This window comes from Mesorhizobium sp. B2-3-2 (genome assembly GCF_006442295.1).
In the GTDB taxonomy this organism is placed as follows: Bacteria; Pseudomonadota; Alphaproteobacteria; order Rhizobiales; family Rhizobiaceae; genus Mesorhizobium.
The window spans coordinates 14,564-40,729 of sequence record NZ_VFWA01000003.1; the positions used below are offsets into that span (position 1 = coordinate 14,564).

General features: G+C 63.8%; 21 protein-coding genes. 5 read left to right on the forward strand and 16 right to left on the reverse strand.

From position 1 onward, the window contains the following. Positions 1 to 7 precede the first annotated feature (7 nt). Positions 8 to 1,207: an aspartate aminotransferase family protein gene (locus FJ964_RS08785; RefSeq protein ID WP_140550034.1), complete on the reverse strand. Its 1,200-nt coding sequence runs from the start codon at positions 1,205 to 1,207 to the stop codon at positions 8 to 10. 355 nt (positions 1,208 to 1,562) lie between these two features. Here FJ964_RS08785 and FJ964_RS08790 point away from each other — a divergent pair, with 355 nt between their 5' ends. Beyond that, entirely contained in the window at positions 1,563 to 2,081 is a 519-nt protein-coding gene (locus FJ964_RS08790) for a GcrA family cell cycle regulator (protein ID WP_140550035.1), read from the forward strand. A 65-nt stretch (positions 2,082 to 2,146) separates the two neighbouring features. On the opposite strand, the gene FJ964_RS08795 is transcribed toward FJ964_RS08790, so the two are convergent. From FJ964_RS08795 to FJ964_RS08805, 3 genes are all read right to left on the reverse strand, one after another. Further along, complete coding sequence (locus FJ964_RS08795) at positions 2,147 to 3,154, reverse strand: magnesium and cobalt transport protein CorA (protein ID WP_140550036.1); 1,008 nt, start codon at positions 3,152 to 3,154, stop codon at positions 2,147 to 2,149. A 97-nt stretch (positions 3,155 to 3,251) separates the two neighbouring features. Then, positions 3,252 to 3,977, reverse strand: coding sequence for a phosphate signaling complex protein PhoU (gene phoU / locus FJ964_RS08800; RefSeq protein ID WP_140550037.1), 726 nt, complete (start codon positions 3,975 to 3,977; stop codon positions 3,252 to 3,254). Between the two features lie 112 nt (positions 3,978 to 4,089). Beyond that, a complete protein-coding gene (locus FJ964_RS08805) occupies positions 4,090 to 5,355 on the reverse strand; it encodes an ATP-binding protein (RefSeq protein WP_140550038.1) in 1,266 nt (421 codons plus the stop codon). Between the two features lie 194 nt (positions 5,356 to 5,549). Between FJ964_RS08805 and ppk2 the strand changes: the two genes are divergently transcribed. After that, entirely contained in the window at positions 5,550 to 6,458 is a 909-nt protein-coding gene (ppk2, locus tag FJ964_RS08810) for a polyphosphate kinase 2 (protein WP_140550039.1), read from the forward strand. Between the two features lie 56 nt (positions 6,459 to 6,514). On the opposite strand, the gene FJ964_RS08815 is transcribed toward ppk2, so the two are convergent. The 3 genes from FJ964_RS08815 to FJ964_RS08825 all read right to left on the reverse strand — a co-directional run bounded on the left by FJ964_RS08815 (position 6,515) and on the right by FJ964_RS08825 (position 8,940). Beyond that, positions 6,515 to 7,282 (reverse strand): enoyl-CoA hydratase-related protein, encoded by a 768-nt coding sequence (locus tag FJ964_RS08815; protein WP_224660301.1) that lies wholly within the window; start codon positions 7,280 to 7,282, stop codon positions 6,515 to 6,517. Further along, positions 7,279 to 7,917, reverse strand: coding sequence for an acyl-homoserine-lactone synthase (locus tag FJ964_RS08820; RefSeq protein ID WP_140496654.1), 639 nt, complete (start codon positions 7,915 to 7,917; stop codon positions 7,279 to 7,281). The genes FJ964_RS08815 and FJ964_RS08820 overlap by 4 nt, the downstream gene beginning before the upstream one ends. 96 nt (positions 7,918 to 8,013) lie before the next feature. Beyond that, positions 8,014 to 8,940 carry a LuxR family transcriptional regulator gene (locus tag FJ964_RS08825; protein ID WP_224713275.1) on the reverse strand — a complete coding sequence of 309 codons (927 nt, stop codon included), beginning with the start codon at positions 8,938 to 8,940 and terminating at the stop codon, positions 8,014 to 8,016. Positions 8,941 to 9,001: 61 nt separating this feature from the next. Here FJ964_RS08825 and FJ964_RS08830 point away from each other — a divergent pair, with 61 nt between their 5' ends. Next, entirely contained in the window at positions 9,002 to 9,853 is an 852-nt protein-coding gene (locus tag FJ964_RS08830; protein ID WP_140550040.1) for a transporter substrate-binding domain-containing protein, read from the forward strand. A 69-nt stretch (positions 9,854 to 9,922) separates the two neighbouring features. Here FJ964_RS08830 and FJ964_RS08835 read toward each other — a convergent pair whose 3' ends face one another. Further along, positions 9,923 to 10,330 carry a tellurite resistance TerB family protein gene (locus FJ964_RS08835; protein WP_140550041.1) on the reverse strand — a complete coding sequence of 136 codons (408 nt, stop codon included), beginning with the start codon at positions 10,328 to 10,330 and terminating at the stop codon, positions 9,923 to 9,925. Positions 10,331 to 10,490: 160 nt separating this feature from the next. Here FJ964_RS08835 and FJ964_RS08840 point away from each other — a divergent pair, with 160 nt between their 5' ends. After that, on the forward strand, positions 10,491 to 12,137 hold the full coding sequence (locus tag FJ964_RS08840; RefSeq protein WP_140550042.1) for a lysine--tRNA ligase: 1,647 nt from the start codon (positions 10,491 to 10,493) through the stop codon (positions 12,135 to 12,137). On the opposite strand, the gene FJ964_RS08845 is transcribed toward FJ964_RS08840, so the two are convergent. From FJ964_RS08845 to FJ964_RS08880, 8 genes are all read right to left on the reverse strand, one after another. Beyond that, positions 12,103 to 12,954 carry a thermonuclease family protein gene (locus FJ964_RS08845; RefSeq protein WP_348642853.1) on the reverse strand — a complete coding sequence of 284 codons (852 nt, stop codon included), beginning with the start codon at positions 12,952 to 12,954 and terminating at the stop codon, positions 12,103 to 12,105. The two genes, FJ964_RS08840 and FJ964_RS08845, sit on opposite strands and share 35 nt — an antisense overlap. Before the next feature lie 11 nt (positions 12,955 to 12,965). Further along, the gene (locus FJ964_RS08850) at positions 12,966 to 13,610 is read right to left on the reverse strand and encodes a helix-turn-helix transcriptional regulator (protein WP_140496665.1); all 645 of its coding nucleotides are present in this window, start codon (positions 13,608 to 13,610) and stop codon (positions 12,966 to 12,968) included. A 121-nt stretch (positions 13,611 to 13,731) separates the two neighbouring features. Next, entirely contained in the window at positions 13,732 to 14,277 is a 546-nt protein-coding gene (locus FJ964_RS08855; RefSeq protein ID WP_140550043.1) for a thioesterase family protein, read from the reverse strand. A 64-nt stretch (positions 14,278 to 14,341) separates the two neighbouring features. Next, positions 14,342 to 16,561: a 3-hydroxyacyl-CoA dehydrogenase NAD-binding domain-containing protein gene (locus FJ964_RS08860; protein WP_140550044.1), complete on the reverse strand. Its 2,220-nt coding sequence runs from the start codon at positions 16,559 to 16,561 to the stop codon at positions 14,342 to 14,344. A 14-nt stretch (positions 16,562 to 16,575) separates the two neighbouring features. Further along, entirely contained in the window at positions 16,576 to 17,784 is a 1,209-nt protein-coding gene (locus tag FJ964_RS08865) for an acetyl-CoA C-acetyltransferase (protein WP_140550045.1), read from the reverse strand. A gap of 31 nt (positions 17,785 to 17,815) precedes the next feature. Further along, the gene (locus FJ964_RS08870; RefSeq protein WP_140550046.1) at positions 17,816 to 18,985 is read right to left on the reverse strand and encodes an acyl-CoA dehydrogenase family protein; all 1,170 of its coding nucleotides are present in this window, start codon (positions 18,983 to 18,985) and stop codon (positions 17,816 to 17,818) included. A 108-nt stretch (positions 18,986 to 19,093) separates the two neighbouring features. Further along, entirely contained in the window at positions 19,094 to 20,884 is a 1,791-nt protein-coding gene (locus FJ964_RS08875; RefSeq protein WP_140550047.1) for an acyl-CoA dehydrogenase, read from the reverse strand. A 266-nt stretch (positions 20,885 to 21,150) separates the two neighbouring features. Then, on the reverse strand, positions 21,151 to 21,612 hold the full coding sequence (locus tag FJ964_RS08880) for a MerR family DNA-binding transcriptional regulator (protein WP_140497287.1): 462 nt from the start codon (positions 21,610 to 21,612) through the stop codon (positions 21,151 to 21,153). 446 nt (positions 21,613 to 22,058) lie between these two features. Between FJ964_RS08880 and FJ964_RS08885 the strand changes: the two genes are divergently transcribed. Then, positions 22,059 to 26,063, forward strand: a complete 4,005-nt coding sequence (locus FJ964_RS08885; protein ID WP_140550048.1) for a peptidoglycan-binding protein — start codon at positions 22,059 to 22,061, stop codon at positions 26,061 to 26,063. Positions 26,064 to 26,166 lie beyond the last annotated feature (103 nt).

Consider the following 26,166-nt stretch of genomic DNA (forward strand, 5'->3'; position numbering starts at 1 on the left):
TTCGAATTTACTTCGCGGCTTCAGCGGCGATGGCCTCGGACAGGGCCTTGGCGCCGGCGCGAATGCGCGCCAGCGCTTCGTGGATCTCGCTGTCCGTGACGGTGAGCGGCGGCAGCAGGCGAATGACGTTGTCGCCGGCCGGAACCGCGAGCAGATGCTGGTCGCGCAGCGCCATGTTCACCTTGCCGTTGGGCATGGCGCATTTGAGGCCCAGCATCAGCCCAGTGCCCCTGATGTCCTCGATGACCTCGGGAAATTCGTCGGCCACCCCTGCCAGCCCTTGCTTCAGCAACAGCGCCTTGCGCTGCACAGCCGCCAGGAAGCCCTCCTCCAGCACCACGTCGAGCACGGCATTGCCGACCGCCATGGCCAGCGGGTTGCCGCCGAACGTAGTGCCGTGGACGCCCGCGGTCATGCCGACAGCCGCCTCGTCGGTGGCAAGGCAGGCGCCCATCGGGAAGCCGCCGCCAATGCCCTTGGCGATGGCCATGATGTCGGGAGCGACCCCCGACCATTCATGCGCGAACAGCTTGCCGGTGCGGCCGATGCCGCACTGGACCTCATCGTAGATCAACAGCAGGCCGTGCTGGTCGCAGAGCTGCCGCAGCCGCTTCAGCGACTGTGTCGGCACCGGGCGGATACCGCCCTCACCCTGCACCGGCTCGATCAGGATGGCCGCGGTCTCCGGCGTGATCGCTTTTTCGGCGGCGTCGATATCGTCGAAGCCGACCTGGTCGAAACCCTCGACCTTGGGGCCGAAGCCTTCGAGATATTTGTACTGGCCGCCGGCCGCGATGGTCGCCAGCGTGCGGCCATGGAAGGCGCCCTCGAAAGTGATGACGCGGAAGCGCTCGGGATGCCCCTTGACGAAATGGTAGCGCCGCGCCGTCTTGATCGCGCATTCCAGCGCCTCGGCGCCCGAATTGGTGAAGAACACCTTGTCGGCGAAGGTGGCATCGACCAGCCGCTCGCCGAGCCGGCTCTGCCCCGGGATCTCGTAGAGATTGGAGACGTGCCAGAGCTTGGCAGCCTGCTCGGTGAGCGCCGCAACCAGATGCGGATGGCCGTGGCCTAGCGAATTGACGGCTATGCCGCCGGCAAAATCGAGATATCGCTCGCCCTTGTCGGTAACCAGCCAGGTGCCTTCCCCATGGTCGAAGGCCAGGGGTGCGCGAGCAAAGGTCTCGAAAAGCGCCGAACCGCTCATTATATGCGTCTCCGGAACCGGAAAATCAAAAAAGCCGCCAAAGCGGCGGCCTTTGCGGCTTATCGGGTTTTTCAGCCATGAAGTCAACGAAAACGTCGCGTAGTGGCGCGCGGCAAGCCTCCCGACGGGACGCCGGCTCATAAGTGAGCTGGCAAGTTGGGGAAAACCGAAAAAACCGATTCGTGTTGCACTTCGGACTCTTGTCACCGAGTCAGCGCATAAGGTAGTTGTAGTCGGGAAATAACTAGATTTCGTGCGGCGGACCTAATCACCAGATATATGTGGTGTCTGCCCCAGCAGTGGTGCTGGGCCGGGAATGGATTCCGATTGCCGTACGCTTAGCAGGAGCGCGGTCATGAATTGGACTGACGAGCGGGTCGAACTTCTCAGGAAACTGTGGTCGGAGGGTCTGAGCGCAAGCCAGATTGCTGCCCAGCTTGGAGGGGTCAGCCGCAATGCGGTCATCGGCAAGGTGCACCGGCTGAAATTGTCGGGCCGAGGGCGCGCCACGGCGGCGCCGGCACGCCAGAAGAAGACGGCGCAAGGGTCGGGCGCGCAGAAATCGGTGTCGCGTGCCGCGAGTGCGACCCGCCACGTTACGACGTCGATCGGAGCAACGGCGCTGCAGGCGCAGTTCGATGCCGAGCCGGTGGCCCGCCACTATATCCGGCCGGTCGAGAATGTGGTGGTGCCGATCTCGCGGCACCTCCAGCTCACCGAACTCACCGAGCGCACCTGCAAATGGCCGAACGGCGATCCGCTGTCGGAGGACTTCAATTTCTGCGGCAACGAAGCCGCCGAAACAGGGCCGTACTGCAAATATCACGCCCGTGTGGCTTTCCAGCCGGCGGCGGAGCGGCGGCGGAATAGATAAGGGAGTATAAGGCAGTAGCGCAGAATTTGCGCTCGCGAGCGTTCTTTTAGCCTACTGCCCTACTCTCACAGCCATCCATTCTTGCGAAACCGCCAGTAGAGGAAGCTGCAGATCAGCGCGATCGCCAGCAGCACCATCGGGTAGCCGTATTCCATTTTCAGTTCCGGCATGTCGCTGAAATTCATGCCGTATATGCCCGCGAAGGCTGTCGGCACAGCCAGGATTGCCGCCCATGAGGCGAGCTTTTTCGAGATCGCCGTTTCCTGGCTCTGGCCCACCAGCAGGCTCGCCTCGAAGGCGAAGGCCAGCACTTCTCGCAAGCTGTCGATCTTTTCCTGGACGGTGCGGATATGGTCGGTCACGTCGCGAAACAGCGGGTGCATGGCTGAATGGATCTGCGGCAGGTCGGCGCTGGTCAGCCGGCGGCAGACCTCCACCAGCGGCAGTGCGGCATTGCGCAGCCGCAACAGATCGCGGCGCAGCATATAAAGGCGTTCGATATCGGGGCCGCTCATCGGCTTCAGCAGGACCCGGTCCTCGATTGCCTCGACCTCATCCTCGATCTGCTCGAGCACCGGCATGTAGTTGTCGACGATGAAATCAAGAATGGCATAGAGGACGAAATCCTCGCCCTTGGCCAGTGAATGCGGGCAGCTTTCCCAGTGCTGGCGCACGACAGCATAGGATGTCGAAGGGCCGTGCCTGACGCTGACGATGTAGCCGCTGCCCACGAACAGATGCGTCTCGCCGAAGGTGACGCGGCCCTCGATCAGCTGCGCGGTGCGGGCGACGATGAACAGCGCATCGCCATACTGCTCGATCTTCGGCCGCTGGTGCGGATGCTCGGCATCCTCGATCGCGAGCTCATGCAGATGAAATTGCGCCTGGACGCGCAGCAGAAGCTCGCGATCGGGTTCGAGCAGCCCGATCCATACGACGTGGCCCGCTTTCCTGGCCCATTCGCCGGCTTCCTCGATCGGGATGTCGGCGATGCGGCGCCCGGCTGTGTAGACGCTGGAGGCGATGACGGCCGACGTCGGCGGCGCGGGCTTGAAATCCCGGACATATTCCATCGCAGCCTCCCGAAGCACTGCCTTTCCTGGGGAACCAGCAGGCTTGCCTCGGAGATATTCTAGCGCAATACGACCTAGCGTTCGAGAGAAAGTGCGTTCACTTGACCGGCTGCGTTGCGGAAAGGCCGATCTTGTCCGTCTTGTCGCCCTTCGGCCGCTCGGCAGGCATCTGGTCGCCGGTGACGATATAGTAGATCGTCTCGGCAATGTTGGTGGCATGGTCACCGATGCGCTCGATGTTCTTGGCGCAGAACAGCAGATGCGTGCAAGGCGTGATGTTGCGCGGATCTTCCATCATGTAGGTCAGCAATTCGCGAAACAGCGACGTGTACATGGCGTCGATCTGGTCGTCGCGGTCACGTACGAAGCCGATCCTTTCAACCGAGCGCGAGGCGTAGACGTCGAGCACTTCCTTGAGTTGGGTCAACGCCAGGTCGGCCAGGGCTTCGAGGCCGCGGAACAGGCTGGTCGGCTGGCGCCCGTCGGCAACCGCCACCACACGCTTGGCGACATTCTTGCCGAGATCGCCGACCCGCTCGAGATCGGCCGAGATGCGGATTGCGCCGACGATCTCGCGCAGGTCCGTCGCCATCGGCTGGCGCCTGGCGATGATGATGATTGCCCTGTCGTCGATTTCGCGCTGGCCTTCGTCGAGGACGGCGTCGTCGCGGATCACCTTCTGGGCAAGGCCGGGATCGGCGTTGACCAGGGCGGAGATCGCCTGTTCGACCATGCGTTCGGCATGTCCGCCCATGGCGGCGATGCGCTTCGACAGATCTTTCAGCTCCTCGTCATAGGCGCTGACTATGTGCACGGACTGCATGACCGGATGCCTTCCCACGGATGATCTGATTTTGAGTCGTTTCCTCGAATCCCCGCTGATACGCTAACCGGATGACAGAAAAAAGAAATGGCACCTTGGTAACTAGGGCGGCTCAGGCCGCCGGCAAATGAACCGAGAAGGCGGCGCCCTTGCCGACTTCGGACTTGATCGAGAGCCTGGCGTTGTGGCGCGTCAGGATATGCTTGACGATCGACAGGCCAAGGCCCGTACCCTTCTGGGTTCGACTGCTCTCGACGTCGACGCGATAGAAGCGTTCGGTGATGCGCGGAATGTGCTCCTCGGGAATGCCAGGGCCAAAGTCCCTGATCGTCACGTCGATGCCCGCTTCGCCCTCGGCGTCGCCGCGCGCGATCGACACCACCACGCGGCCGCCCGACTGGCCATATTTGCAGGCGTTTTCCAGAAGGTTCTCGAAGACCTGGAACAGTTCGTCGCGGTCGCCCGGTACGTCGAGAGGGCCGTCGGCGAAATCCCGCTCGATGACGACGCCGTTTTCCCGCGCCAGCGGGCCCAGCGAATCGATGACGCTGTCGACGGTCTGGCGCAGATCGACCTCGGTCCCCGGCCGCAGATAGGGCTTCATCTCCAGCCGCGACAGCGACAAAAGGTCATCGATCAGGCGTGCCATGCGGCCGGTCTGGTTCTGCATGATCTGCAGGAATTGCTCGCGCGCCGCCGGATCGTTGCGGGCCGGTCCGCGCAGCGTTTCGATGAAACCGGATATCGAGGCGAGCGGCGTGCGCAATTCGTGGCTGGCATTGGCGATGAAATCTGCGCGCATGCGGTCGATGCGGCGCGCTTCGCTCTGGTCCTTGAACACCATCACGTAGAGATCAGTGCCGTGGCCGACCGAGGAGGCACTGACCCGGTAAGTCCGCTCGACCGGCAGCCTCTCGGTGTAGTCGATGACATCCGACGCGACCTCGCCCGACAGCACGCCGTCCAGAAGAGCCTGCATTTCGGGCGCCCGGAATTTCAGCGACAGCGATACGCCCGGGGCGATGCCGCCAAAGGCGGCGAAGGCGGCCGCGTTGGCATGGACGATCCCCGCGGCATGATCGAAGATGATCAAGGGGTCGGCGACGGCCGCCGCCAGATATTCGCCGGACAGGCGCTGCAGGCCGATGGCCTCGATCGCCGCGCCGCTTTCGCCGGGCTGGCGCGTGGCTCCGGCCGGCATCATCGCCGCCACCAGCAGCAAAGCCAGCGCCGGCAGCAGCACATAGGCGGAAATGCTCGCAAAGGCATAAACCGCCATGACCGCGACAAGACCGGCGACCAGCAACCATCGGCTGTTCCACAGCCGCGCGGCAAGCGCTTGCGCCATACCCTTCTCGTCTGCGCCCTGCTCAGCCATTCGCGCCTGCGCCCCGCTCCCGGTCCGGCAATTTCGCTGGACCGGCCTGGCGCATGACGCCGAAAAATCAGAATCGATTTTCGGAAAGGATCATGCGCAAAATCCAAAAGTGCAGCGCCCTTTGCGTCTGAAGCGGCGCGCGGCACTGCAATGGCTCAATAGCACGAGTCCGTAAGCTGGAAAGGTTCGTCTCGATGAAAAAAGCCAAGGAAAACACCGCCGCGCCGACCCCGGGGCCGCTGAAGCTCAGGATCGACGGCAAGGAGCGGGAGTTCGACATCGAGAATCCGGCACTGCCGGACTGGGTCGAGGAGCGCAAGCTGACCGCGGGTGGCTACCCCTACGACAAGAAGATGAAAAGCGACGAGTACGACGAGACGCTCGAGGCATTGCAGATCGAGCTGGTCAAGGCGCAGGCGTGGCTGCTGTCGACAGGCAAGCGGATGATGGCGCTGTTCGAGGGCCGCGACGCGGCCGGGAAGGGCGGCACGATTTTCGTCCTGCGCCAGTACCTCAATCCGCGCACGGCACGCAACGTGGCGCTGACCAAGCCGACGCCGACCGAGTTGGGGCAATGGTACTACCAGCGTTATGCGGACCATTTCCCAACCGCGGGCGAATTCGTCACGTTCGACCGTTCCTGGTACAACCGCGCCGGCGTCGAACCGGTGATGGGCTTCTGCACGCCCGAACAGCACGAGAAGTTTCTCGACGAGACGCCGCACTTCGAAAGGATGATCGTCAATGACGGCATCCACTTCTTCAAATTCTGGCTGAACATCGGCCGGGAAACGCAGCTCGAGCGATTTCACGATCGCCGCCACAGCCCGCTGAAAAGCTGGAAGTTTTCGCCGATCGACATTGCCGGCATCACCAAGTGGGACGATTACACCCGGTCGCGCGACACCATGTTCGAGCGCACCCACAAGGAATTCGCTCCGTGGATCATCGTGCGGGCCAACGACAAGCGCCGCGCGCGGCTGGCGGTGATGCGGCGCATCCTCCTGTCGCTGCCATATGACGGCCGCGACCTCGACATCATCGGCAAGGAAGACAAGAAAATCATCGGCGAAGGCCCGTCATTCCTAGCAAAACAGGACTGACAGTGCCTGCGCCACGCGGCAGTGCACCGCGTGGCGCAACGCCTTCGGCGCGACGCTCAGGCCGCCAACCGGGCAATGCGCTGCAGCCGCCGCAGCGTGGTGTCGTCCTGCAGTGCCTGCTGGAACAGCGAAATCTCCTGATCGATGCGTTCGCAAAGTTCCGCGGGGTTCCCCTTGAGCAGGCCGCGCGTCTGCAAAAGTGCGGCGACCGGCTTCCTGGCGAGCTGCCTTGCCCGGCCGAGGGTTGCCTCCTCGACGCTGCCTTCGGAGACGATCTCGGCGACCAGGCCGAGCGCCCTGGCGTCGTCGGCGCGCAGCGTGTCGCCGAGGCAGAAAAAGCGGAAGGCGCCGGCATAGCCGAGCTTCTGCGGCGCCAGGATGCTGGTCGCGGCATCCGGCACAAGGCCGAAATCGACGAACGGCACCCGGAACGTGCTTTCGGCGGACGCGATCACCATGTCGCAATGGAACAGGATGGTGCAGCCGACGCCGACCGCATCGCCGTCGACACAGGCCAGTATGGGTTTGGGGAATGTCGCCAGCGTGCGGAACATGTCGGTGACGGCGGCGATCAGCTTCTGGTGCTTGGTAGCGTCGAGGAATTCGGAGAAGTCGCCGCCGAGGCAGAAGCAACCCGCCAGGCCCCGCAGCACGACGACACGCACATCGTCATTGTCGGCGGCTTCATGAAATGTCCTTGCCAGGCTTTCATAGGCCCTTCTGTCGAGCACCGGCCGACCGTCGGTCGACGATACCGTGACGATCAGCGTGTGGTTGCGCAGTTCGGGTTGCGGGTGCGGGCTCATGGCCGTTTCCGATCTCATGACGCCCGCCTTTGCCCGAACATATCGGGATATCCCCTGGCCAGAACGGGAGCGTGGTGATTGCGACGCGAACGCACAACATCCAGCGTGTGCTCGTTGAAGGTGAGCAGCGTCGCGACGACCTGCTGGTTTCCATAGGTGCGCTGATAGCCCAGTGGCGTGGCCAGGAAATGCAGCTGGAGCGCGCGCAGCACCCACATCGGCTCGAACTCGATGATCACCTTGTCGACGCCGCGCTTCAGCCCCCACTCGACGAAGCCGGCAATGAGCTCGGTACCGACGGTCGAGACGCCTCGGCGGCCGTCGCGAAAGCCGGGGGCGACCGCATAGCGGGTCAGTTCCCAGATGTTCGGACCCGAAGGCGGCGTTCCCACGGAAAGATCGGCCAACACCTCGGTCAAGAGATGTGGCCGCGTGGTCGGCAACATCCTCTGATAGCCCGCGACCTCGTTACCTCTGATGACGATCTGATGCACCGCTTCGTCATGATCGAACTGGTCGATCTCGAAGCCATCGGGGCGCCGCAGGTCCTCCCACCCCATTTCCTCGACAAAAATCCTGTAGCGCAGCCGATGCACGGCCTCCCACAGATCGGGATGTTCCATCAGTTCTTTTGTTGTAAGGGAAAAAATCATTTTGCCGTCTCCTGTTCAAGAGGAAGATACGGCCGTGCCCTCGCAAGAAAATTACGCGATCACGTAGGCAGGAATTTCTAGGCCGACCCGGCCGACCTAACTAATATAGCCGCGCCTTATCGCTTCAGCGACTGCCTGTACGCGGTTGACGGCGCCGAGTTTGCTTTTGGCGTTAAGGAGGTGTTTCTCCGACGTGTGTTCGGAGATACCGAGGATTTGCGAAATCTCCCATTCGGACTTGCCGACGGCGGCCCATTGCAGGCATTCGCGTTCGCGCGGCGTCAGCTCGACGTTATCGATGGTCTTGCTGGCCTTCGTGTGGAGTTGCATGGCCCGGCCCACCGCATAGGTCGACACCAGCGACACCAGGCCGAACTCGGCGGCGGACAGTTCCACGGCCTCGCCGCCCAGTGACACCATGACGATCTGGCCGTCGAGCGTGATGAGCGGGAAGGCCAGCCCGTCGCGCAGCTTGAACACGACGGCGTCGCCCATTACCTCGCCGCTGCTTCTGTCGATGCTAACGCCCTGGGCCGCTTCCCGCCACTGGAACGGCGCCTGCAACTGTTTCATGTGGCTGACGATCGGGTCGTGATCGACATAGTTGCGCGCCACGTAGCGCTCCAGCCATTCGACAGGCCAGTCGCAAAGCAGCACATGCTGCTTTTGCTGGCCGGTCGGCGTGCCCGGTTGCGGCACGGTGCCCGCCATCAGAGCGGTCAGGCCAAAATCCGACGTTATGCCCAACAGCCTCTCGCAAACCGCAGCCGCCGTTCCGGCATGCTGCAGACGATCTATATATTCCAGCGTGCGATCGAACTGACCCATCGCAACATCAACCCCATGTTGCCTCGTTGAAATCGATGATCCGTGCCTTGTTGGCACTTCGCCACCGACCAGGGATTGCAAAGCGTTGCCTTGTGGTTGTGGTTCTCGACCCTGGTCCCCCACCAAGGCAGCCACCGCTGTTTGCAAACCTGCTAAAGCATATCCTGAAATCGACGCGTTGAAATCAAAAAGCATTGTGCCTGTACTATTTTCGTACCAGAACCGATGCGAACACAGGTGCGGTGGAAGTTTTATCATGGCGTTCCAGCGGAGGTTCCTCGTTCTTGCGTCGATGCTGATCGCGTCGCTGGCGTTCGGTGAGGGCGCGCACGCGGCCGAGCCGCAGGTGCCGGTGCTGTGGGATGCCAAGGAGCGGCTGCCGAAACCGGACCTCTCCGCACTGCCGCGGTTGCGGTTCCTGACCACAACCGATTTCCCGCCCTTCAATTTTCTCGACGGCGCGGGAAAGCTGTCCGGTTTCCACATCGACCTGGCGCGCGCCATCTGCGCCGAGCTCGGCATCGTCGACAAATGTCAGATCCAGGCATTGCCCTGGGCCGAGCTCGAAGGAGCGCTTGAGAAAGGCGAAGGCGAAGCGATCATCGCCGGCATCGCCGCGACGCCGCAGTCACGCCAGACATACGCCTTCTCGCGCTCTTACCTGCAATTTCCGGCGCGTTTCATCATGCCGAAGGGCGAGGCGCTGACCGAGCCGCTGTTCGCCAAGCTGCGCGGCAAGCGTGTCGGCGTGATATCAGGCTCGGCGCATGAGCGCATGCTGCGCGATTATTTCAATACCGTTCAGGTCGTCACCTTCGACAGGCCGGAAGACCTCTACGCCAACCTCAAGGCCGGCAAGATCGACGCCGCCTTCGGCGACGGCATGCGTTTCGCCTTCTGGCTGGGCGGTTCGGATGCGGCCGGCTGCTGCCGCTTTGCCGGCGGACCTTATCTGGCGCCGGAATATCTGGGTTCGGGCATGGCCATCGCCACCCGATCCGATGACCCGGCGCTGGCCGCCGCTCTCGACTACGCGCTGCAAGAGATTTCGCTGAAAGGCACGTTCGCCGAGTTCTACCTGCGCTATTTCCCGGTCAGTTTCTTCTGATCCGGTCCCGGTCAGCTTTTTCTGATCCGGTCCCGGTCAGTTTCTTCCGATCGGGTTGAGTGTCGGCGCTCAGGTCAGCGTGCGCAAGCGCGCCTTGGCCGCGCGGGCGATCGCCGCGACGGTCAGCGTGTCGAGATCGAGCTTGAGGCGAATGAGCTGGAGCACCCGCACCTCCTCCATCCGCATTTCGAGATCGACGGCCGCGACCTCGAAGGCGGCCGCATAGGCGGTGTCGCGCAGGCGCTCCGGCAGGGCCTCGGCCACGCCTGCCAGGACACCCTCCAGCCCGCCCTTTTCATGCAGCTTCTTCTGGCAGGCTTGGGCGACGCCAACCAGGCGGTCGTGGTCGAAATCCTCGAACACCGGCCATGAGCGGACGACCTCGCCGATCCGCGCCAGCTCGACATCCGTCATGTCGCGGTCGGAGGCGGAGGTGATGACCATGAGGTAGATCAGCGCTTCATGCGGGGTCGGCATTCAACAACTCCTCGATACGGGCTGCGAAGGTAGGAACGCGTTCCCTGCGCTGCAAGGAAAAAGCGCCGCGCTCGTTGACGCTCCGGTCAGGCGCGCATAGAGACCGGTTGAAAATCCTCACTTGCGGCTTTGCCGGCGTCTAATTTTGGAAAACAGTGACATGGCGGGATCAAACATCATCGATCTCAATCCCGAAGTGCTGGCGGCGGCCGCCGAAAGCAAGGCGTGGCCGTTCGAGGAAGCCCGCAAGATCATCGAGCGCTACAAGGGCCGCGAACTCCCGCAAACCGTGCTCTTCGAAACCGGATATGGCCCGTCCGGCCTGCCGCATATCGGCACGTTCGGCGAGGTGGCGCGCACCTCGATGGTGCGGCATGCCTTCCGCGTCATCACGCAGGACAAGGTCGCTACCAAGCTGCTGTGCTTTTCCGACGACATGGACGGCATGCGCAAGATACCCGACAGCGTGCCGGATCGCGCGGCGCTGGAGCCGCATCTGCACAAGCCGCTGTCTTCGGTACCCAACCCTTTCGGCGGCGACTATGCGAGTTTCGCCGACCACAACAATGCGATGCTCTGCCGCTTCCTCGATACGTTCGGCTTCGACTACGAGTTCGCCAGCGCGACGCAGTACTACAAGACCGGCCGCTTCGACGCGATGCTGTTGCGCGCGGCCGAACGCTACGACCAGATCATGGCGGTGATGCTGCCGACGCTGGGAGAGGAGCGGCAGGCGACCTACAGCCCGTTCTTGCCGATCTCGCCGAAGAGCGGCCGCGTGCTCTACGTACCCATGAAGCATGTGGATGCCAGGGCGGGCACCATCACTTTCGACGATGATGGTACCGAGACCACGCTTCCGGTTACCGGCGGCAAGGTGAAGCTGCAGTGGAAGCCCGATTTCGGCATGCGCTGGGCGGCCCTCGGGGTCGATTTCGAGATGTTCGGCAAGGACCATCAGACCAATGCAGTGGTCTACGACCGCATCTGCAACATCCTGGGTGGGCACGCGCCGGAGCATTTCGTCTACGAGCTGTTCCTGGATGAGAACGGCCAGAAGATCTCCAAATCCAAGGGCAATGGGCTGACCATCGACGAGTGGCTGACTTATGCGCCGACGGAGAGCCTGGGCCTCTATATGTACCAGCGGCCGCGGCAGGCCAAGAAGCTCTATTTCGACGTCATCCCGCGGGCGGTGGACGAATATTACACCTTCCTTGCAGCCTATCGGAGGCAGGACTGGAAGGAACGGCTGGGCAACCCGGTCTGGCACATGCACGACGGCAATCCGCCCGCCGTCGACATGCCCGTGCCGTTCTCGTTGCTGCTCAACCTGGTCAGCGCCTCCAATGCGCAGAACAAGGACGTGCTGTGGGGCTTCATCTCGCGCCACGTGCGTGGCGTGACGCCGGCGACCCATCCTGAGCTGGACAGGCTGACGGGTTATGCGATCCGCTATTTCGACGATTTCGTGAAGCCGACGAAGACCTTCCGCGCGCCCGACGACGTCGAGCGGCAGGCGCTGGAAGCGTTGGAACAGGCGCTTGGCGCCCTGCCGGCGGGCTCGGACGGCGAGGCGATCCAGAACGCCGCGCTCAACGTCGCACGCAAGGTGGAACGCTATCAGGACCATTCCAAGAAGAGTCCCGAAGGTGGTCCCGGCGTTTCGGGCGCCTTCTTCCAGATGATCTATCAGGTGCTGATCGGCCAGGAGCGCGGCCCGCGCTTCGGCTCGTTCGCGGCACTCTACGGCATTGCCGAGACGCGCGGGCTCATTCAGAAGGCGTTGGCTGGTCAGCTGGCTTGAGAACGCCGTCGACCTCTTCCAGGATCGAACCCGCCGCTTGCGGCGCCGGGGCAGGTGCGGCCGGCACCGAAGGCACGCCTGAAAGGCTTGGCGCCGATCCAAAAATGCCTTTCCTTTCGCTGCGCGCCTTTTCCCCTACTTCGACATAAGGGCCGCCTTTGGCGGCGCGCGCCCAGCCGTTCTCGACCAGCCATTGGCCGACATCCTGCTTGCCGATCCGGCAGTCGGCCGCGATCAGGTCGCGGCCGCCTTCCGGCGGCACGGCGCAGACCACCGCCCGGCCGCGCAGGAAGGCGCGGAACGCCGTGCGCGCACGGACACCGCAGGGCCAGGATTTACCGTCCGAGGTGCAGGTCTCGTCCTGCCCGACAATGTCGATGCCGGAAACCGCGACCGAATAGCCCTTCGCCTCGATCAGGCCGGCGGCGGGCGCGACCGGCTGGAACAGCTTCGTCCCTTTCCAGTCGTCCGGCATTTTCGGCTTGGGCGGCATGGCCAGCGCCAGCTTGCTTAGCGGCGCGCGCGGCTCCACCCGCTCCAGCTCCTTGCTGGGAAGCTCCGGTGGCGCGACGACCTGGGGATCGATCGCACGCGAGTGCGGGCTAGCGGCAGAGGGCGGCGGAGCGGCAATGGCCGATGTGGCCGGCTCCTCCGGCACGCCGTCGGTGCCTGGCTCGGAGACCATGTCGGCGCTCGGATCGATCTGTTCCACCGCGACGGCAGTTTCGCCGCCCTTCAGCGCGCGGCCGCCGGCGACCACCAGGGCGGCCATCACCGGGATCATCAGAACCGCAAGGACAAGATGAGGAAGCCGCACCCGCCCGCACCCTATTGGCTTGCCCAGACGATCCGCGCCACCCATTCAACCTCGCGCATCGGAATGTCGCGGTCCGGATGATCGGGATTGAGCGAAACCAGTGCGATCGACCTGGCGGTCTGGCGATCGAGCACCTTGGCCATCACTTCGCCGCCGGTCGTCTTGACGACGACGCGATCGCCCTTGCGGATGAGGGCTGCCGGCTCGACGATGAGCACGTCGCCATTGCGGTAGAGCGGCAGCATGGAATCGCCTTGCACCTGAAGCGCATAGGAACTCTCGGTCGATTGCGCCGGCAGTTCCACCAGATCCCAGCCTTGACCGGCCGGGAAGCCGGCATCGTCGAAAAAACCGCCGGCGCCGGCCTGGGCAAAGCCGAGCAACGGAACGGCCCGCCCGCGGGCGGGCATCGCGCCGTGGCCGGCCCGACCTTCTATCAGCCCGGTGAATTCGTCGAGCGAAGCGCCCGTCGCCTCGATGATCTTGGCCAGCGATTCGGTCGAGGGCCAGCGCGGCCTGCCGTCCGACGACAGTCGCTTCGACTTGTTGAAGGCGGTCGAATCAAGGCCGGCCCGCTTCGCCAGGCCGGAAGCCGAGAGCGAATACCGCTCGGCCAGAGCGTCGATGGCGGCCCATACACGATCATGCGAGAGCAATTCCGCTCTCCTTGCAAAAAGGAAAAAATGCCTTTCCTTTCTAGTCTTCGAATGAAGGTTTGTCCACCGGCTGTGCCATCGCACCACATCTTTGCTGGCCGCGCCAATTCCGGTTTCCAGGTCAACCCGTCCGCTTGGCCTGATCGCGCAGGTTTTGATGCGAGGCCATGAACGCCCGCTCGGCTTCGCTGGGCGGACGCGGCTGGGCGGAGCGCCCAAGCGCGGCGACGACCTCGTCAATATCGAGAAAGCGCCGGGCGTTGCGGTCGTAGACGCCGGCCGTCGTCATGATCAATGCGGCGGTCTCGCCGTTGTCGAGGACGAAACGGTGCTTGCCGATGACCTGGCTGCCTTCCCAAGTCTCGATCGAAGACACCACTTCGAAACGCCGCCACAGTTTGATCTCACGCACATAGGCCGATTGCAGCCCGCCGATCATCGGCGCCCAGCCATTCGTTCTCGCCAGCCTGATGAGGCCGGCGCGGATGAAGATATCGATACGGCCAAGGTCCGCCAGCATCATATAGCGGGCATTGTTGAGATGGCGGTTGAAATCGATGTCCGTCGGCAGGCAGCGAAAGGCCAACCGGCTTTCGTCACCCATCTGGTAGGAGCCACGGCTGCCCGCCGTTGCCATCATGCGCGCAAGGCGTCCCCAGACATACATTAGGGCGCGGCGCGTCTTTTCGGACGCGCAAGGGACGCCGCGGCACCTTTGATTCCGGCCACGCTCAGGCCGCCTGCTTCACGTCGCCCTTCGCGTAGGGGTCGAAGCGCTGGTAGAAAGTCTCGCCCTTCTCGGCCATGTCGAGCAGCAGCCTGGGCGCCTTGAACTCGGCGCCGTATTTCTTCTGCAAGCTCTTTGCGATCTTGACGAACTGCCCGGCGCCGATGCCATCGATGTAGGACAGTACGCCGCCCGTATAGGGTGCGAAGCCGAAGGCCAGGATCGAGCCGACATCGGCCTCGCGCGGATCGGTGACGATGCCCTCCTCCATCACCCGAGCCGCTTCCAACGCGATGGTGACCAGCAGGCGCTGCTGCAATTCCGCATAGTCGACCTTCTCCGGCTTGAGCTGCGGATAGAGCTCCTTGAGGCCCGGCCACAGCTTCTTCTTGGCCGGCTTGGCCGGATAGTCGTAGAAGCCCTTGCCGTTCTTGCGGCCGAAGCGGCCGTGGTCGTCGACCATGGTGTTGATCAGCGCCATCTGCTTCGGGTCGACCGCCTTGTCGCCGAGATCCCTGATGGTCTGCTTCATGATCTTCTGGGCGAGGTCGATGGCCGTCTCGTCGGTCAACGCCAGCGGGCCGACCGGCATGCCGGCGGCCTTCGCGGCGTTCTCGATCATCGCCGCCGGAACGCCCTCGATCAACATCTTATAGGCTTCCGACATGTAGCGCAGGACGCAGCGGTTGACGTAGAAGCCGCGCGTATCGTTGACGACGATCGGCGTTTTCTTGATGGCGCGCACGAAGTCGATCGCGGTGGCCAGCGCCTTGTCACCGGTCTTCTTGCCAAGGATGATTTCGACCAGCATCATCCTGTCGACCGGCGAGAAGAAATGGATGCCGATGAAATTCTTCGGCCGCGCCGAATTCTTGGCCAGGGCGGTTATCGGAATGGTCGAGGTGTTCGACGCGAAGATCGCCGACGACTTCAGCGCCGCTTCCGCCTGTTCGGTAGCGCTTTTCTTCACCGCGGAATCCTCGAACACGGCCTCGACCACGAGATCGCAGCCGGCAAGCTCGGCATAGTCCGATGTCGGCGTGATCAGCGACAGGAGCCTGTCCTTGTCCTCGGGCTTGGCACGACCCTTCTTCACCTGATCCGAAATCAGGCCATCCGAATGGGCCTTGCCCTTCTCGGCGGACTCCATGTCGCGGTCGAGTAGCACCACCGGAATGCCGGCTTTGGCCGTGACATAGGCGATACCGGCGCCCATGAAGCCCGCGCCGAGAATACCGATCTTCTTGAACCTGGTTTCCGGCACGCCGGCCGGGCGGCGCGCGCCCTTGTTGAGTTCCTGCAACGACACGAACAGCGAGCGGATCATCGCCGCCGCTTCCTTGGTCTGCATGATCTCCGTGAAATAGCGCTGTTCGATCCTGAGCGCGGTGTCGAACGGCACCAGCAGGCCCTCATAGACGCATTTCAGGATCGCCGCGGCGGCGGGATAATTGCCATAGGTCTCGCGGCGCAGGATGGCGATGGCCGGAGGCCACAGATTGGCGCCCGCCGCCGAATAGACCGGGCCGCCGGGCAGCTTGAATCCCTTCTCATCCCACGGTGCCACCGGCTTGAGGCCGTTCCTGATCATGGCCTTCGCGGTCTCGACCAGCTTGGCAGGCTCGGCGACTTCGTGGATCAGCCCCATCGACTTAGCCTTTTGCGGCGACAGGTTCTGGCCCGATGTCAGCATTTGCAGCGCCTGCTGCTGGTCGGTGAGACGCGGCACCCGCTGCGTGCCGCCGGCGCCCGGGAAAATACCGATCTTCACCTCGGGGAGCGCCATCTTCACCTTGTCGGAATCGGCGGCGACGCGGCCATGGCAGGCCAGCGACATTTCGAAGGCACCGCCCATGCAGGTGCCGTTGATTGCAGAAACCCACGGCTTACCCGACGTTTCCAGCTTCCGGAACAGGGCGGTCATGGTGCCGGCATTTTCGAACAGCGCCCTGGTGGCCTTTTCGAGATCCTTGCCCTTTTCAGCCGCGAAGGTCGTCAGCATCTTCTGGAGCATGGTGATGTCGGCGCCGCCTGAGAACGTATCCTTGCCGGAGGTGATGACCGCGCCCTTGATGGCGGCGTCGCCCGCCACCTTGTCGACAATGGCGTTCAGCTCGCGCATCACCCCCTCGGTGAAGACGTTCATCGAGCGGTCCGGCATGTTCCATGTGACCAGTGCAATACCGTCGGCGTCGATGTCGAGGGTGAAATTGGTGTAGCTCATCGTTTCTCTCCCCGTCAGACGCGTTCGATGATGGTTGCGGTGCCCATGCCGGCGCCGATGCACAGCGTCACCAGCGCGGTGTTCAAATCGCGGCGCTCGAGCTCGTCCAGCACGGTGCCGAAGATCATCGCGCCGGTGGCGCCGAGCGGGTGGCCCATGGCGATGGCGCCGCCATTGACGTTGATCCTGTCGTGCGGGATCTCGAAGGCCTGCATGTAGCGCAGCACCACCGAGGCGAAGGCCTCGTTGAGCTCGAACAGATCGATGTCCGACAGCTTCATCTTGGCGCGCTTCAACAGCTTCTCGGTGACGTCGACCGGGCCGGTCAACATCAGCACCGGCTCGGAGCCGATGTTGGCGAAGGCGCGGATGCGGGCGCGCGGTTTCAGGTCCATGGCCTTGCCGGCCTTCTTCGAACCGAGCAGCACGGCCGCCGCGCCATCGACGATGCCCGACGAATTTCCGGCATGGTGGACGTGATTGACCTCCTCCACTTCCGGATGCTTCTGCACCGCGACGGCGTCGAAGCCACCCATTTCGCCGGGGATGACGAAGGAGGGGTTGAGCGAGGCCAGCGACTGCATGTCGGTCGATGGGCGCATATGCTCGTCATGGTCGAGGATGGTGAGACCATTCTGGTCCTTGATCGGGATCACCGAATTCTTGAAGCGGCCATCGGCCCAGGATTTTGCCGCGCGCTTCTGGCTCTCGACGGCATAGGCGTCGACATCGTCCCGGCTGAAGCCGTATTTGGTGGCTATCAGGTCGGCCGAAATGCCTTGCGGCACGAACCAGCCGGGCAGGCCGACTGAAGGGTCCATGAACCAGGCGCCACCCGAGGCGCCCATGCCGACGCGCGACATCGATTCGACACCGCCGGCAATGACGATCTCATCGGCGCCCTGGGCTATCTTGGCGGCGCCGAAATTGATGGCGTCAAGGCCGGAGGCGCAGAAGCGCGAGATCTGCATGCCGGGTGCCGAGGTCGCGTAGCCGGCCTCGAAGGACGCGGCGCGCGGAATGACCGACCCCGCCTCGCCGACCGGGTCGACACAACCGAAGATGATGTCGTCGACATTTGCGGTATCGAGCCCGTTGCGGTCGCGCAACGCCTCGAGCGTCCTGGCGGCGAGCCGCACTGCCGGCACTTCATGCAGCGAGCCATCCTTCTTGCCCCTGCCGCGCGGCGTACGAACGGCGTCATAGACGTAAGCTTCGGCCATTTTCCTGCTCCTTGGGTTTGCCGATCGATGCTCAGAGCGAGCGGCCGATCAGCAATTTCATGATCTCGTTGGTGCCGCCATAGATGCGCTGGACGCGGGCGTCGCGGAACATGCGGGCGATCGGATATTCATTCATGTAGCCATAGCCGCCATGCAATTGAAGGCATTCGTCGACGACTTTGCCCTGCAGGTCGGAAAGCCAGTACTTGGCCATCGACGCCGTCACCGGATCGAGGCCGCCATCGATGTGGCGCGCCACGCAATCATTGTAGAAGACGCGGCCAATCGTGGCCTCGGTCTTCAGTTCGGCCAGCTTGAACTGGGTGTTCTGGAAATCGATGACCGCCTTGCCGAACGCCTTGCGCTCCTTGACGTATTCGATGGTCAGGGCCAGCGCGCGCTCGACCATGGCAATCGCGCCGGTGCCGATCTGCAAACGCTCCTGCGGCAATTGCTGCATGAGCTGGATGAAGCCCTGTCCCTCCTCGTGGCCGAGCAGGTTGGAGGTCGGCACGCGCGCATCGTTGAAGAACAGTTCGGATGTGTCATTGGCCTTCAGGCCGATCTTGTCGAGGTTGCGGCCGCGCTCGAAGCCGTCGACCTCGTCCGTCTCGACGACGATCAGCGAAGTCCCCTTGGCGCCCTTGTCCGGATCGGTCTTGGTGACGACGATGATGAAATTGGCGAGCTGGCCATTGGTGATGAAGGTCTTGGAGCCATTGATCTTGTATCGGTTGCCGTCCCTCTCGGCCCGCGTCTTGACGCCTTGCAGGTCGGAGCCGGCGCCGGGCTCCGTCATGGCGATGGCGCCGATAAGTTCGCCGGTGGCGAGCTTCGGCAGCCATTTCTTCTTTTGCTCCTCCGAGCCGTAGTGGAGGATGTAGGGGGCGACGATCGAATTGTGCAGACCGATGCCGAAGCCGTCGACGCCGACATGGCCGATGGCCTCGATGATGGCGCTCTCATGGGCGAAGGTGCCGCCCGATCCGCCATATTCCTCCGGCATGGAGGCGCAGAGCAGGCCGGCGGCACCGGCCTTCAGCCAACTCTCGCGGTCGACCATTTCGTTCTTCTCGAACTCGTCGTAACGCGGCGCGATCTCTTCGGACATGAAGCGGTGCGCCATGTCGTAGAGCATGCCGACCTCGTCCGCCGCCCAGGCGGGCTTCGGCAGGCCAAGGATTTCGGCTGGGTTGGTCATGCGATGATCTTCCTCCCAAGGTCTGCCATCGAAATTGAGATCCGCGCGCTGTCGCGGCGACCCCTCCCGGCCCTTTGGACCGCCCTCCCCTCAAGGGAGAGGATATTTCTAGAACGCTTCCGCCGGCAGTGCCATCAGCGTGTCGGCGCCACTGGAGATGCGGGCGAGACGCGTCGCGGTTTCCGGCATGATCCGCTCCATGAAGAAGCGCGCCGTCACCAGCTTGTTGTCGTAGAAGGACGACGCGCCGTTGGCGCCCGCCTTGCCTTGAGCGGCCCTGGCCATCTGCACCCACATATAGCCGAGCGCCACGAGGCCGAAGAGATGCATGTAGTCGGTCGAGGCGGCGCCGGCGTTGTCAGGCTTGGCCATGCCGTTCTGCAGCAGCCACATGGTCGCCGCCTGAAGATCGTTGAGGCTCTTCTTCAATGCCTTGGTGAAGGGGGCCATCTTCTCGTCGGCGCGGTTCTCTTCACAGAACTCGCCGACTTCCTTGAAGAAGGCCTGCAGGGCGCGGCCGCCGTTCAGACCCAGCTTGCGGCCGACGAGGTCGAGCCCCTGGATGCCGTTGGTGCCTTCATAGATCATGGCGATGCGGGCATCGCGCACGAACTGGCTCATGCCGTGCTCTTCGATGTAGCCATGGCCGCCGAACACCTGCTGCGCCATCACGGCGTGATCGAAGCCCTTGTCGGTGAGCACGCCCTTCACCACCGGCGTCATCAGCCCGGTGTAGTCGTCGGCCGCCTGGCGGTCGTTGTCGTCTGCGGAGCGATGGGCGATGTCCGACTTGATCGCCGTCCACAGCGCCAGCGCGCGGCCGGCCTCGTTGAAGGCCCTCATGGTCATCAGGCTGCGGCGGATGTCGGGATGGACGATGATCGGATCGGCCTTCTTGTCCGGCGCCTTCGGCCCCGACAGCGAGCGGCCCTGCAAGCGGTCCTTGGCGTAGGCGACGGCGTTCTGGTAGGCAATCTCCGACAGCGACAGCCCCTGCAGGCCGACGCCGAGCCGCGCCTCGTTCATCATCGTGAACATCGCCTTGAGGCCGCCATTGGCCTCGCCCAGCAGCGTGCCTTGCGCCTCGTCATAATTCATGACGCAGGTCGAATTGCCGTGGATGCCCATCTTCTCCTCGATCGAACCGCAGGAGACGGCGTTCCTCTCATCGGGATTGCCAGAAGCATCGAGCTTGAGCTTCGGCACGATGAACAGCGAGATGCCCTTCACCCCTTCGGGCGCCCCCTCGATGCGGGCCAGCACCAGGTGGACGATGTTGTCCACCATGTCGTGCTCGCCGGCCGAGATGAATATCTTCTGGCCCGAGATCTTGTAAGTGCCGTCGCCATTCGGCACGGCCTTGGTGCGCAGCAGGCCCAAATCGGTGCCGCAATGCGGCTCGGTCAGATTCATGGTGCCGGTCCAGGCGCCCTCGACCATCTTCGGCAGCCATTTGGCCTTCTGCTCGTCGGTGCCATGCGTGATGATCGCCGCGATCGCGCCCTGTGTCAGGCCCGGATACATCATCAGCGACATGTTGGCCGACACCATGTACTCGGCCACGGCGGTATGCACGGCATAGGGCAGGCCCTGGCCGCCGAACTCGACGGGTGCCGCCAATCCCATCCAGCCGCCCTCGCGATACTGATCGAAGGCTTCCTTGAAGCCCTTCGGCGTCGTCACGGAGCCGTCGTCATGGCGCACACATCCTTCCATGTCGCCGACACGGTTGAGCGGATGCATGACGTTTTCCGCGAGCTTGGCGCCCTCGGCGAGGATCGCCTCCAGCACGTCGGGCGTTGCATCGGAAAAGCCGGGGAGATTGGAATAGCGCTGGTAGCCCAGCACCTCGTTGAGCACGAACAGCGTATCCTGCACCGGCGCCCTGTAGATCGGCATGCTCTTCCTCCACCCTGCGGACCTGATCCGAAACCCCCGAATTCATGTCAGGGTGGCATGCGGACCCGTGTTGCAGCGGGAGATAACAAAAATTGACGTTTGCGTAAACGTCAATTCAGCTAATGCGACAAAATTTCTCCTGCATCGCAGCAAACGGGACGCGATGCAGTGCATGCGGTGGAACCCTCAATGAAAAAAGCCGCGTGGCGCTCGCCACACGGCTTTTTTCGATCATGGATGTTGCGCCGCAAGGCGGCGGGGCCAAATCAGCCGGCGACGCTCGCCTGCGGCGCCGAGCGCTCGACCAGCATCTGCCGGACGGCAGCCATGGAGGTGCTCAACTCGCTGATGGCATCATCGATGAGCGTGCGCTGCTTCTGGAGGCGGGCAAGCTGCTTCTCCGACTTGTCCAATGCCAGCCGCAACTGCTTGGTGTTGGAGCCGGTGGGATCATAGAGATCCATCATCTGCTTGACGTCGCGCAACGAGAACCCGACCTTGCGGCCGAGCAAAATCAGTTTCAGCCGAACCCTGTCGCGGCGCGTGTAGAGGCGGGTTGAACCGTCGCGCTGCGGGTTGAGCAGGCCCTTGTCTTCGTAGAAACGCAGCGTGCGTAGCGTCACGCCGTATTTCTTGGCCATTTCGCCGATGCGGACGAGGTCCTCGCCCGAGTCAACGGATATAGTGTTGGTATTGGCCGCGGTCTCGCCGGCCGAGATAAGCTTCATGGTCACTGGCTTTCCCCGTCTGTGGCGTCGCGGTCCTGGACCAAGCGATGCCTGACTGAAAGCGGGGGCGTGCTTCCAGCCGTGGTTTCGACAAACAAATCGCAAACAGCACGCTTGATGCGCCTTTTACGTTTACGTCAATTCTATACCGATAGGCCTCTCATGACGCAAGGGCGTTGTGCGGGCGGCGCTTTATGCCGCAGCGGCCGGTTCACCGCGAACTTCGTCGCAACTTCTTAAGCTTGGTTAACGCGTTGTTTACCACGTTGGGCGAATTGTGCGCATGTCGGCTACCCGTGTTTATCCTGTATCGAATTTTTCACGGTTTTTCGGAGCGTGGGTGAACCCCGGGAAGCTTGTCTTCCACCGTGGTGCGGCCGCCTTCGTTCCGGCGAGGATTTGGGGAGCTGGTCGCAAACCGGCCAATCTGAAAGACGGACGCACCGATGAACAGCAAGCGGTCCTACCTCGATACACTCAACGCCGGCAGGCAGCGCAGGCCTCAGACCACGCTTGAGCAGCTGAACCGCTCGCTGGAGACGCTGGAACAGCGCCTCGAGAGGACGCGCGAGGACACGATAGGACGTCCCGACCCCCGCCAATATGGCGCCGAACCGCGCTATCCCGCAGCACAGCCTTCCGCTCAGCCGCGCTGGTACCAGGAGCCGGCGCCGCACCCGCAGGCTCCGATGCCGGCGCCGGCCGTCGGCCAGAACTACCAGAACCTTGCCCGCGATATCGACCGCATCCGCGGCCAGGAAGACAGCGTTGCCATGGTCGGCAAGATCGCCGGCGAGCTGCGCGGCATGCGCGAGGAATTGCGCCACCAGATGACTGCCGGGCTGCAGAGCGAATTCGAGGCGCTGCGCAAGGACATCGACCGCGCACTGCTGACAAACGCCAAGTCAGGCGCTTCGGGCAAGGGCAGCGCCGAACTTGGCCTCGAATTCGAGCGGCTTTCCGGCGCCATCAAGACGCTGTCGGAAAAAAGCGACGACAGAAGCGTCAACATGCTGCGGCTCGAACTCGAACAGGTCAAAGCCGCGCTCGACACGCTGGCGCGCGAGGAGAGCGTGCAGAAGGTCGACCGCCGCTGGGATGATTTCGATCGGCGCTGGACGGCCTTCGAGGACCGCGTCGACGCCGACCAGCGCAACCGCTCACCGGACCCCGCCATTTCGGGCCTGAACGATCGGTTGGAGCAGATCAGCAATGCCGTCAACAACCTGCCGGAATCGCTGTCACTGCGCTCGCTGGAGGAAAAGGTCCGCACGCTGGCCAGCGCGGTGGATCATTTCGCCAGCCAGCAGGACAATCGCGGCGGCAGCACACTGGCCATGATCGATGAGCGGCTGGACGAGATCTCCCGCGCCATCGTCGCCTCAACCGTCGCGGCACAGGCCAATTCGCTCGACCATGAAGCCTTCGAGCGCATCGAGAAGCGGATCGATTCGCTCGCCCGGCAGATCGAGGAAGTGGCGCAGGACCACCCCGGCAACGCCGTCGTCGACCGGCTGAACACGCTGTCGAGCCGGGTCGACGAACTCGCCGGACGCGCCGCCCTGCCCGAGCAGGCAATGGAACGGCTGGCCAAGCAGATCGCGCTCATCGCCGACAAGATCGACCAGGCGCCGGCCATGCCCGACGCCGACTATATCTTCCACGGGCTGGAGCAACGCTTCGACGTGCTGTCGTCGATGATGGAACGGCGCCAGGGCGACGCAATCGAACAGGGCAACATGTTGTTCCGCGATCTTGAGCGCCGGCTGGACGAGGTCGCCGACCGGCTCGACCAGCGCATGCCGCAAGTCGACGGCGCCGGCATCATGGAAGCCATCGATGCCCGCTTCACGGCGCTAGCCAAGCGCATGGAAACACGCATTCCCGATCCCGCCGGCGAGGCCGCGATCCGTGGCCTGGAAAGCCGGCTCGAAGACATTTCGAGCCGGCTGGACTCGTCCGCCGCGCAAGTCGCGGGCATCGATCCGGCGCTGATCCGCAGCCTGGAGGCGCAAGTCGCCAGCCTGTCCGCCCACCTGTCCAGGCCCAGCGCACCGCTGCCGGAATTCGAGGACATCAGCCCACGCCTCAATGAAATCGAGAAGGCGCTGGCGGGAACGCGCGATTCCATCCTTGGTGCGGCGCGCGAGGCGGCCGAGAACGCGGTGCGCTCGCTGGCCGGCTCAGGCGCCGACACGTCGGCGGTTTCCGGCCTTGCCCAGGATCTGAAGACGCTCGAAACGCTGACGCGCCGTTCCGACGAGCGCAACTCGAGAACGTTCGAGGCCATCCACGACACGCTGCTCAAGATCGTCGACAGGCTGGGTTCGCTGGAAACAAGCGAACCGTCCGAGGCGGTGAGCGAGCTCCTGGACGCGCGCCCGGATGAAGCAATCGGCAGGCGCCGTGCGCGAGCCGGCAAGATGGCCGTGGATGCTCCGTCGATGGATATCGACGAGCCCATGCCGCTGACCGGGGACATGGCCGATCTCGACGGCCGCGCAGCCGCGATCATGCGCAGCCAGCCGGCTTCGCCACGCGGGCCGGGTGCGCGCTCGCCCGCGGAGGCGGCGGCGGCCGCCGCCATGGCCGCGCTTGGTTCCGATCCGATCGCCGGGAAGGGCGAGCCGGCAGGCCGCCGCAAATCGATGTTGGGCGGCCTGGCGCGCGCCTTCAAGGGCAAGAAGGAAGCAGACGTTCCGCCGCCGGCGGGCTCGGTGCCGGGCGCAGAAATCCCGAGCGTCGATCTCGACGAGCCGCTCGACCCGAAAATGGCCAACCGGCCACTGGAGCCCGGCTCCGGCGCGCCCGACCTCAACGCCATCATGAAGCGTGTGCGTGATGAGCGCGGGCAACCGGCAAAGCTCAGCGACAGCGATGCCGCGAAATCGGACTTCATCGCGGCTGCCCGCCGCGCGGCGCAGGCCGCCGCCGCCGAGGCCGACGCCTTGAAGCGCCAGTCGACGATGAAGGGACCGGTGAAGGCGCTCAGGATCGGCGACCTGCTCAAGGCGCGGCGCAAGCCGATTCTGATGGCGGCCGCCGCGATCATGCTGGCGCTTGCCGGCCTGCAGCTTGGCAAGGCGTTCCTCGCCGATCCCGCCCAGGTGGCAAGCAATGACGAGCCGGCCGTTGCCTCGCAACCGCTGCAAACCGCATCCGTCGACCTCGCGAGCCCGCCGAAGGCGGAAACCCAGTTGGGGGCGGCAAACAGCAAACCGGCCCGTGAGGTCAGGCAGGCCGAGCCCTCCGCTCCGGCGGCCAAGGACGACATGGTGGCGCAGACCGCGCTCGCCATGCCGTCGGACGGCGATGGGCCGACCAACGCCGGCCCGGCGGCGGAACCGGCTCCGGCGGCGATGGCTCCCATTCTGCCTGCCGGCGCGGCAGCTTCCGACGCGATGGCTTCGGCAGAACCCACTTCCGCCGGTCCCGTCACAGCGGCCCCGGCTACCCCGGCATCGGCCGTTGCTGCCGGCGAGGCGCAAACGGCGGGTGTGAACGCCGATATCCAACCGACAGTGGCTGTACCGGCCATGGCCAAGGACAGCACCGGCGCTGTCGTACCCGCCGGCACTTCCGCGGCCACGGCCAAATTCGACATTCCCGCCGATGCAGGCCCGGTCGCGCTGCGCGACGCCGCAGCCACCGGCGACGCCAAGGCGCTGTTCGAGATCGGCTCGCGCTATTCCGAGGCACGCGGCGTCAAGGAAGACATGGCGGCTGCGGCCAAATGGTATGAAAAGTCCGCGGAACTCGGCTTCGCCCCGGCCGAGTATCGCATCGGCAATTTCTACGAGAAGGGCATCGGCGTCCCGCGCGACATCAAGAAGTCGAAGACCTGGTACCAACTCGCCGCCGAGCAGGGTAACGCCAGCGCCATGCACAATCTGGCCGTGCTGTTTGCCATGGCCGCTGACGGCGTGACCGACAATGAATCGGCCGCGCACTGGTTCCAGGAGGCCGCCGATCTCGGCGTGAAGGACAGCCAGTTCAATCTCGGCATCCTCGCCGCCAAGGGCGTCGGCATGAAGCAGAACCTGGAGGAGTCCTACAAATGGTTCGCGCTCGTCGCCAAGACCGGCGACAAGGACGCTGCCGCCAAGCGCGACGAGATCGCCAATGCGCTGCGTCCCGAGCAACTCGAGCGCGCCCGCGCCGCCACCGAATTGTGGAAGGCCAAGCCGCTCGACCAGGCTGCCAATTCGGCCGACATCCCCGAATCCTGGCAAGACGGCACGCCCCAGACGACGGCCAGCATCGATATGAAGAAGGCGGTCAAGAACATCCAGCTCATCCTCAACAAGAACGGCTACGACGCCGGCGGCGCCGACGGCGTGATGGGCGCGAAAACCAAGAACGCGATCGTCGCGTTCCAGACCGACAACAAGCTGCCTGCGACCGGTGCGGTCGACGAAAAGCTGGTCAAGGCGTTGCTGGCGCGCAAATAGCGGCAGGAGCGTCGTATCCGCGACGCCCTGCCACACATTTGCCTGTTAACTGCTTGAGATGTTTTTTGTTTCGGGGCGGCGGCGGGGTTTGACCCCGCCGCCG

Coding starts and splice junctions, on each gene's coding strand:
- FJ964_RS08785 (WP_140550034.1), bottom strand. CDS start 1,207: ATGAGCGGTTCGGCGCTTTTCGAGACCTTTGCTCGCGCACCCCTGGCC.
- FJ964_RS08790 (WP_140550035.1), top strand. CDS start 1,563: ATGAATTGGACTGACGAGCGGGTCGAACTTCTCAGGAAACTGTGGTCG.
- FJ964_RS08795 (WP_140550036.1), bottom strand. CDS start 3,154: ATGGAATATGTCCGGGATTTCAAGCCCGCGCCGCCGACGTCGGCCGTC.
- phoU (WP_140550037.1), bottom strand. CDS start 3,977: ATGCAGTCCGTGCACATAGTCAGCGCCTATGACGAGGAGCTGAAAGAT.
- FJ964_RS08805 (WP_140550038.1), bottom strand. CDS start 5,355: ATGGCTGAGCAGGGCGCAGACGAGAAGGGTATGGCGCAAGCGCTTGCC.
- ppk2 (WP_140550039.1), top strand. CDS start 5,550: ATGAAAAAAGCCAAGGAAAACACCGCCGCGCCGACCCCGGGGCCGCTG.
- FJ964_RS08815 (WP_224660301.1), bottom strand. CDS start 7,282: ATGAGATCGGAAACGGCCATGAGCCCGCACCCGCAACCCGAACTGCGC.
- FJ964_RS08820 (WP_140496654.1), bottom strand. CDS start 7,917: ATGATTTTTTCCCTTACAACAAAAGAACTGATGGAACATCCCGATCTG.
- FJ964_RS08825 (WP_224713275.1), bottom strand. CDS start 8,940: ATGCTTTTTGATTTCAACGCGTCGATTTCAGGATATGCTTTAGCAGGT.
- FJ964_RS08830 (WP_140550040.1), top strand. CDS start 9,002: ATGGCGTTCCAGCGGAGGTTCCTCGTTCTTGCGTCGATGCTGATCGCG.
- FJ964_RS08835 (WP_140550041.1), bottom strand. CDS start 10,330: ATGCCGACCCCGCATGAAGCGCTGATCTACCTCATGGTCATCACCTCC.
- FJ964_RS08840 (WP_140550042.1), top strand. CDS start 10,491: ATGGCGGGATCAAACATCATCGATCTCAATCCCGAAGTGCTGGCGGCG.
- FJ964_RS08855 (WP_140550043.1), bottom strand. CDS start 14,277: ATGTATGTCTGGGGACGCCTTGCGCGCATGATGGCAACGGCGGGCAGC.
- FJ964_RS08860 (WP_140550044.1), bottom strand. CDS start 16,561: ATGAGCTACACCAATTTCACCCTCGACATCGACGCCGACGGTATTGCA.
- FJ964_RS08865 (WP_140550045.1), bottom strand. CDS start 17,784: ATGGCCGAAGCTTACGTCTATGACGCCGTTCGTACGCCGCGCGGCAGG.
- FJ964_RS08870 (WP_140550046.1), bottom strand. CDS start 18,985: ATGACCAACCCAGCCGAAATCCTTGGCCTGCCGAAGCCCGCCTGGGCG.
- FJ964_RS08875 (WP_140550047.1), bottom strand. CDS start 20,884: ATGCCGATCTACAGGGCGCCGGTGCAGGATACGCTGTTCGTGCTCAAC.
- FJ964_RS08880 (WP_140497287.1), bottom strand. CDS start 21,612: ATGAAGCTTATCTCGGCCGGCGAGACCGCGGCCAATACCAACACTATA.
- FJ964_RS08885 (WP_140550048.1), top strand. CDS start 22,059: ATGAACAGCAAGCGGTCCTACCTCGATACACTCAACGCCGGCAGGCAG.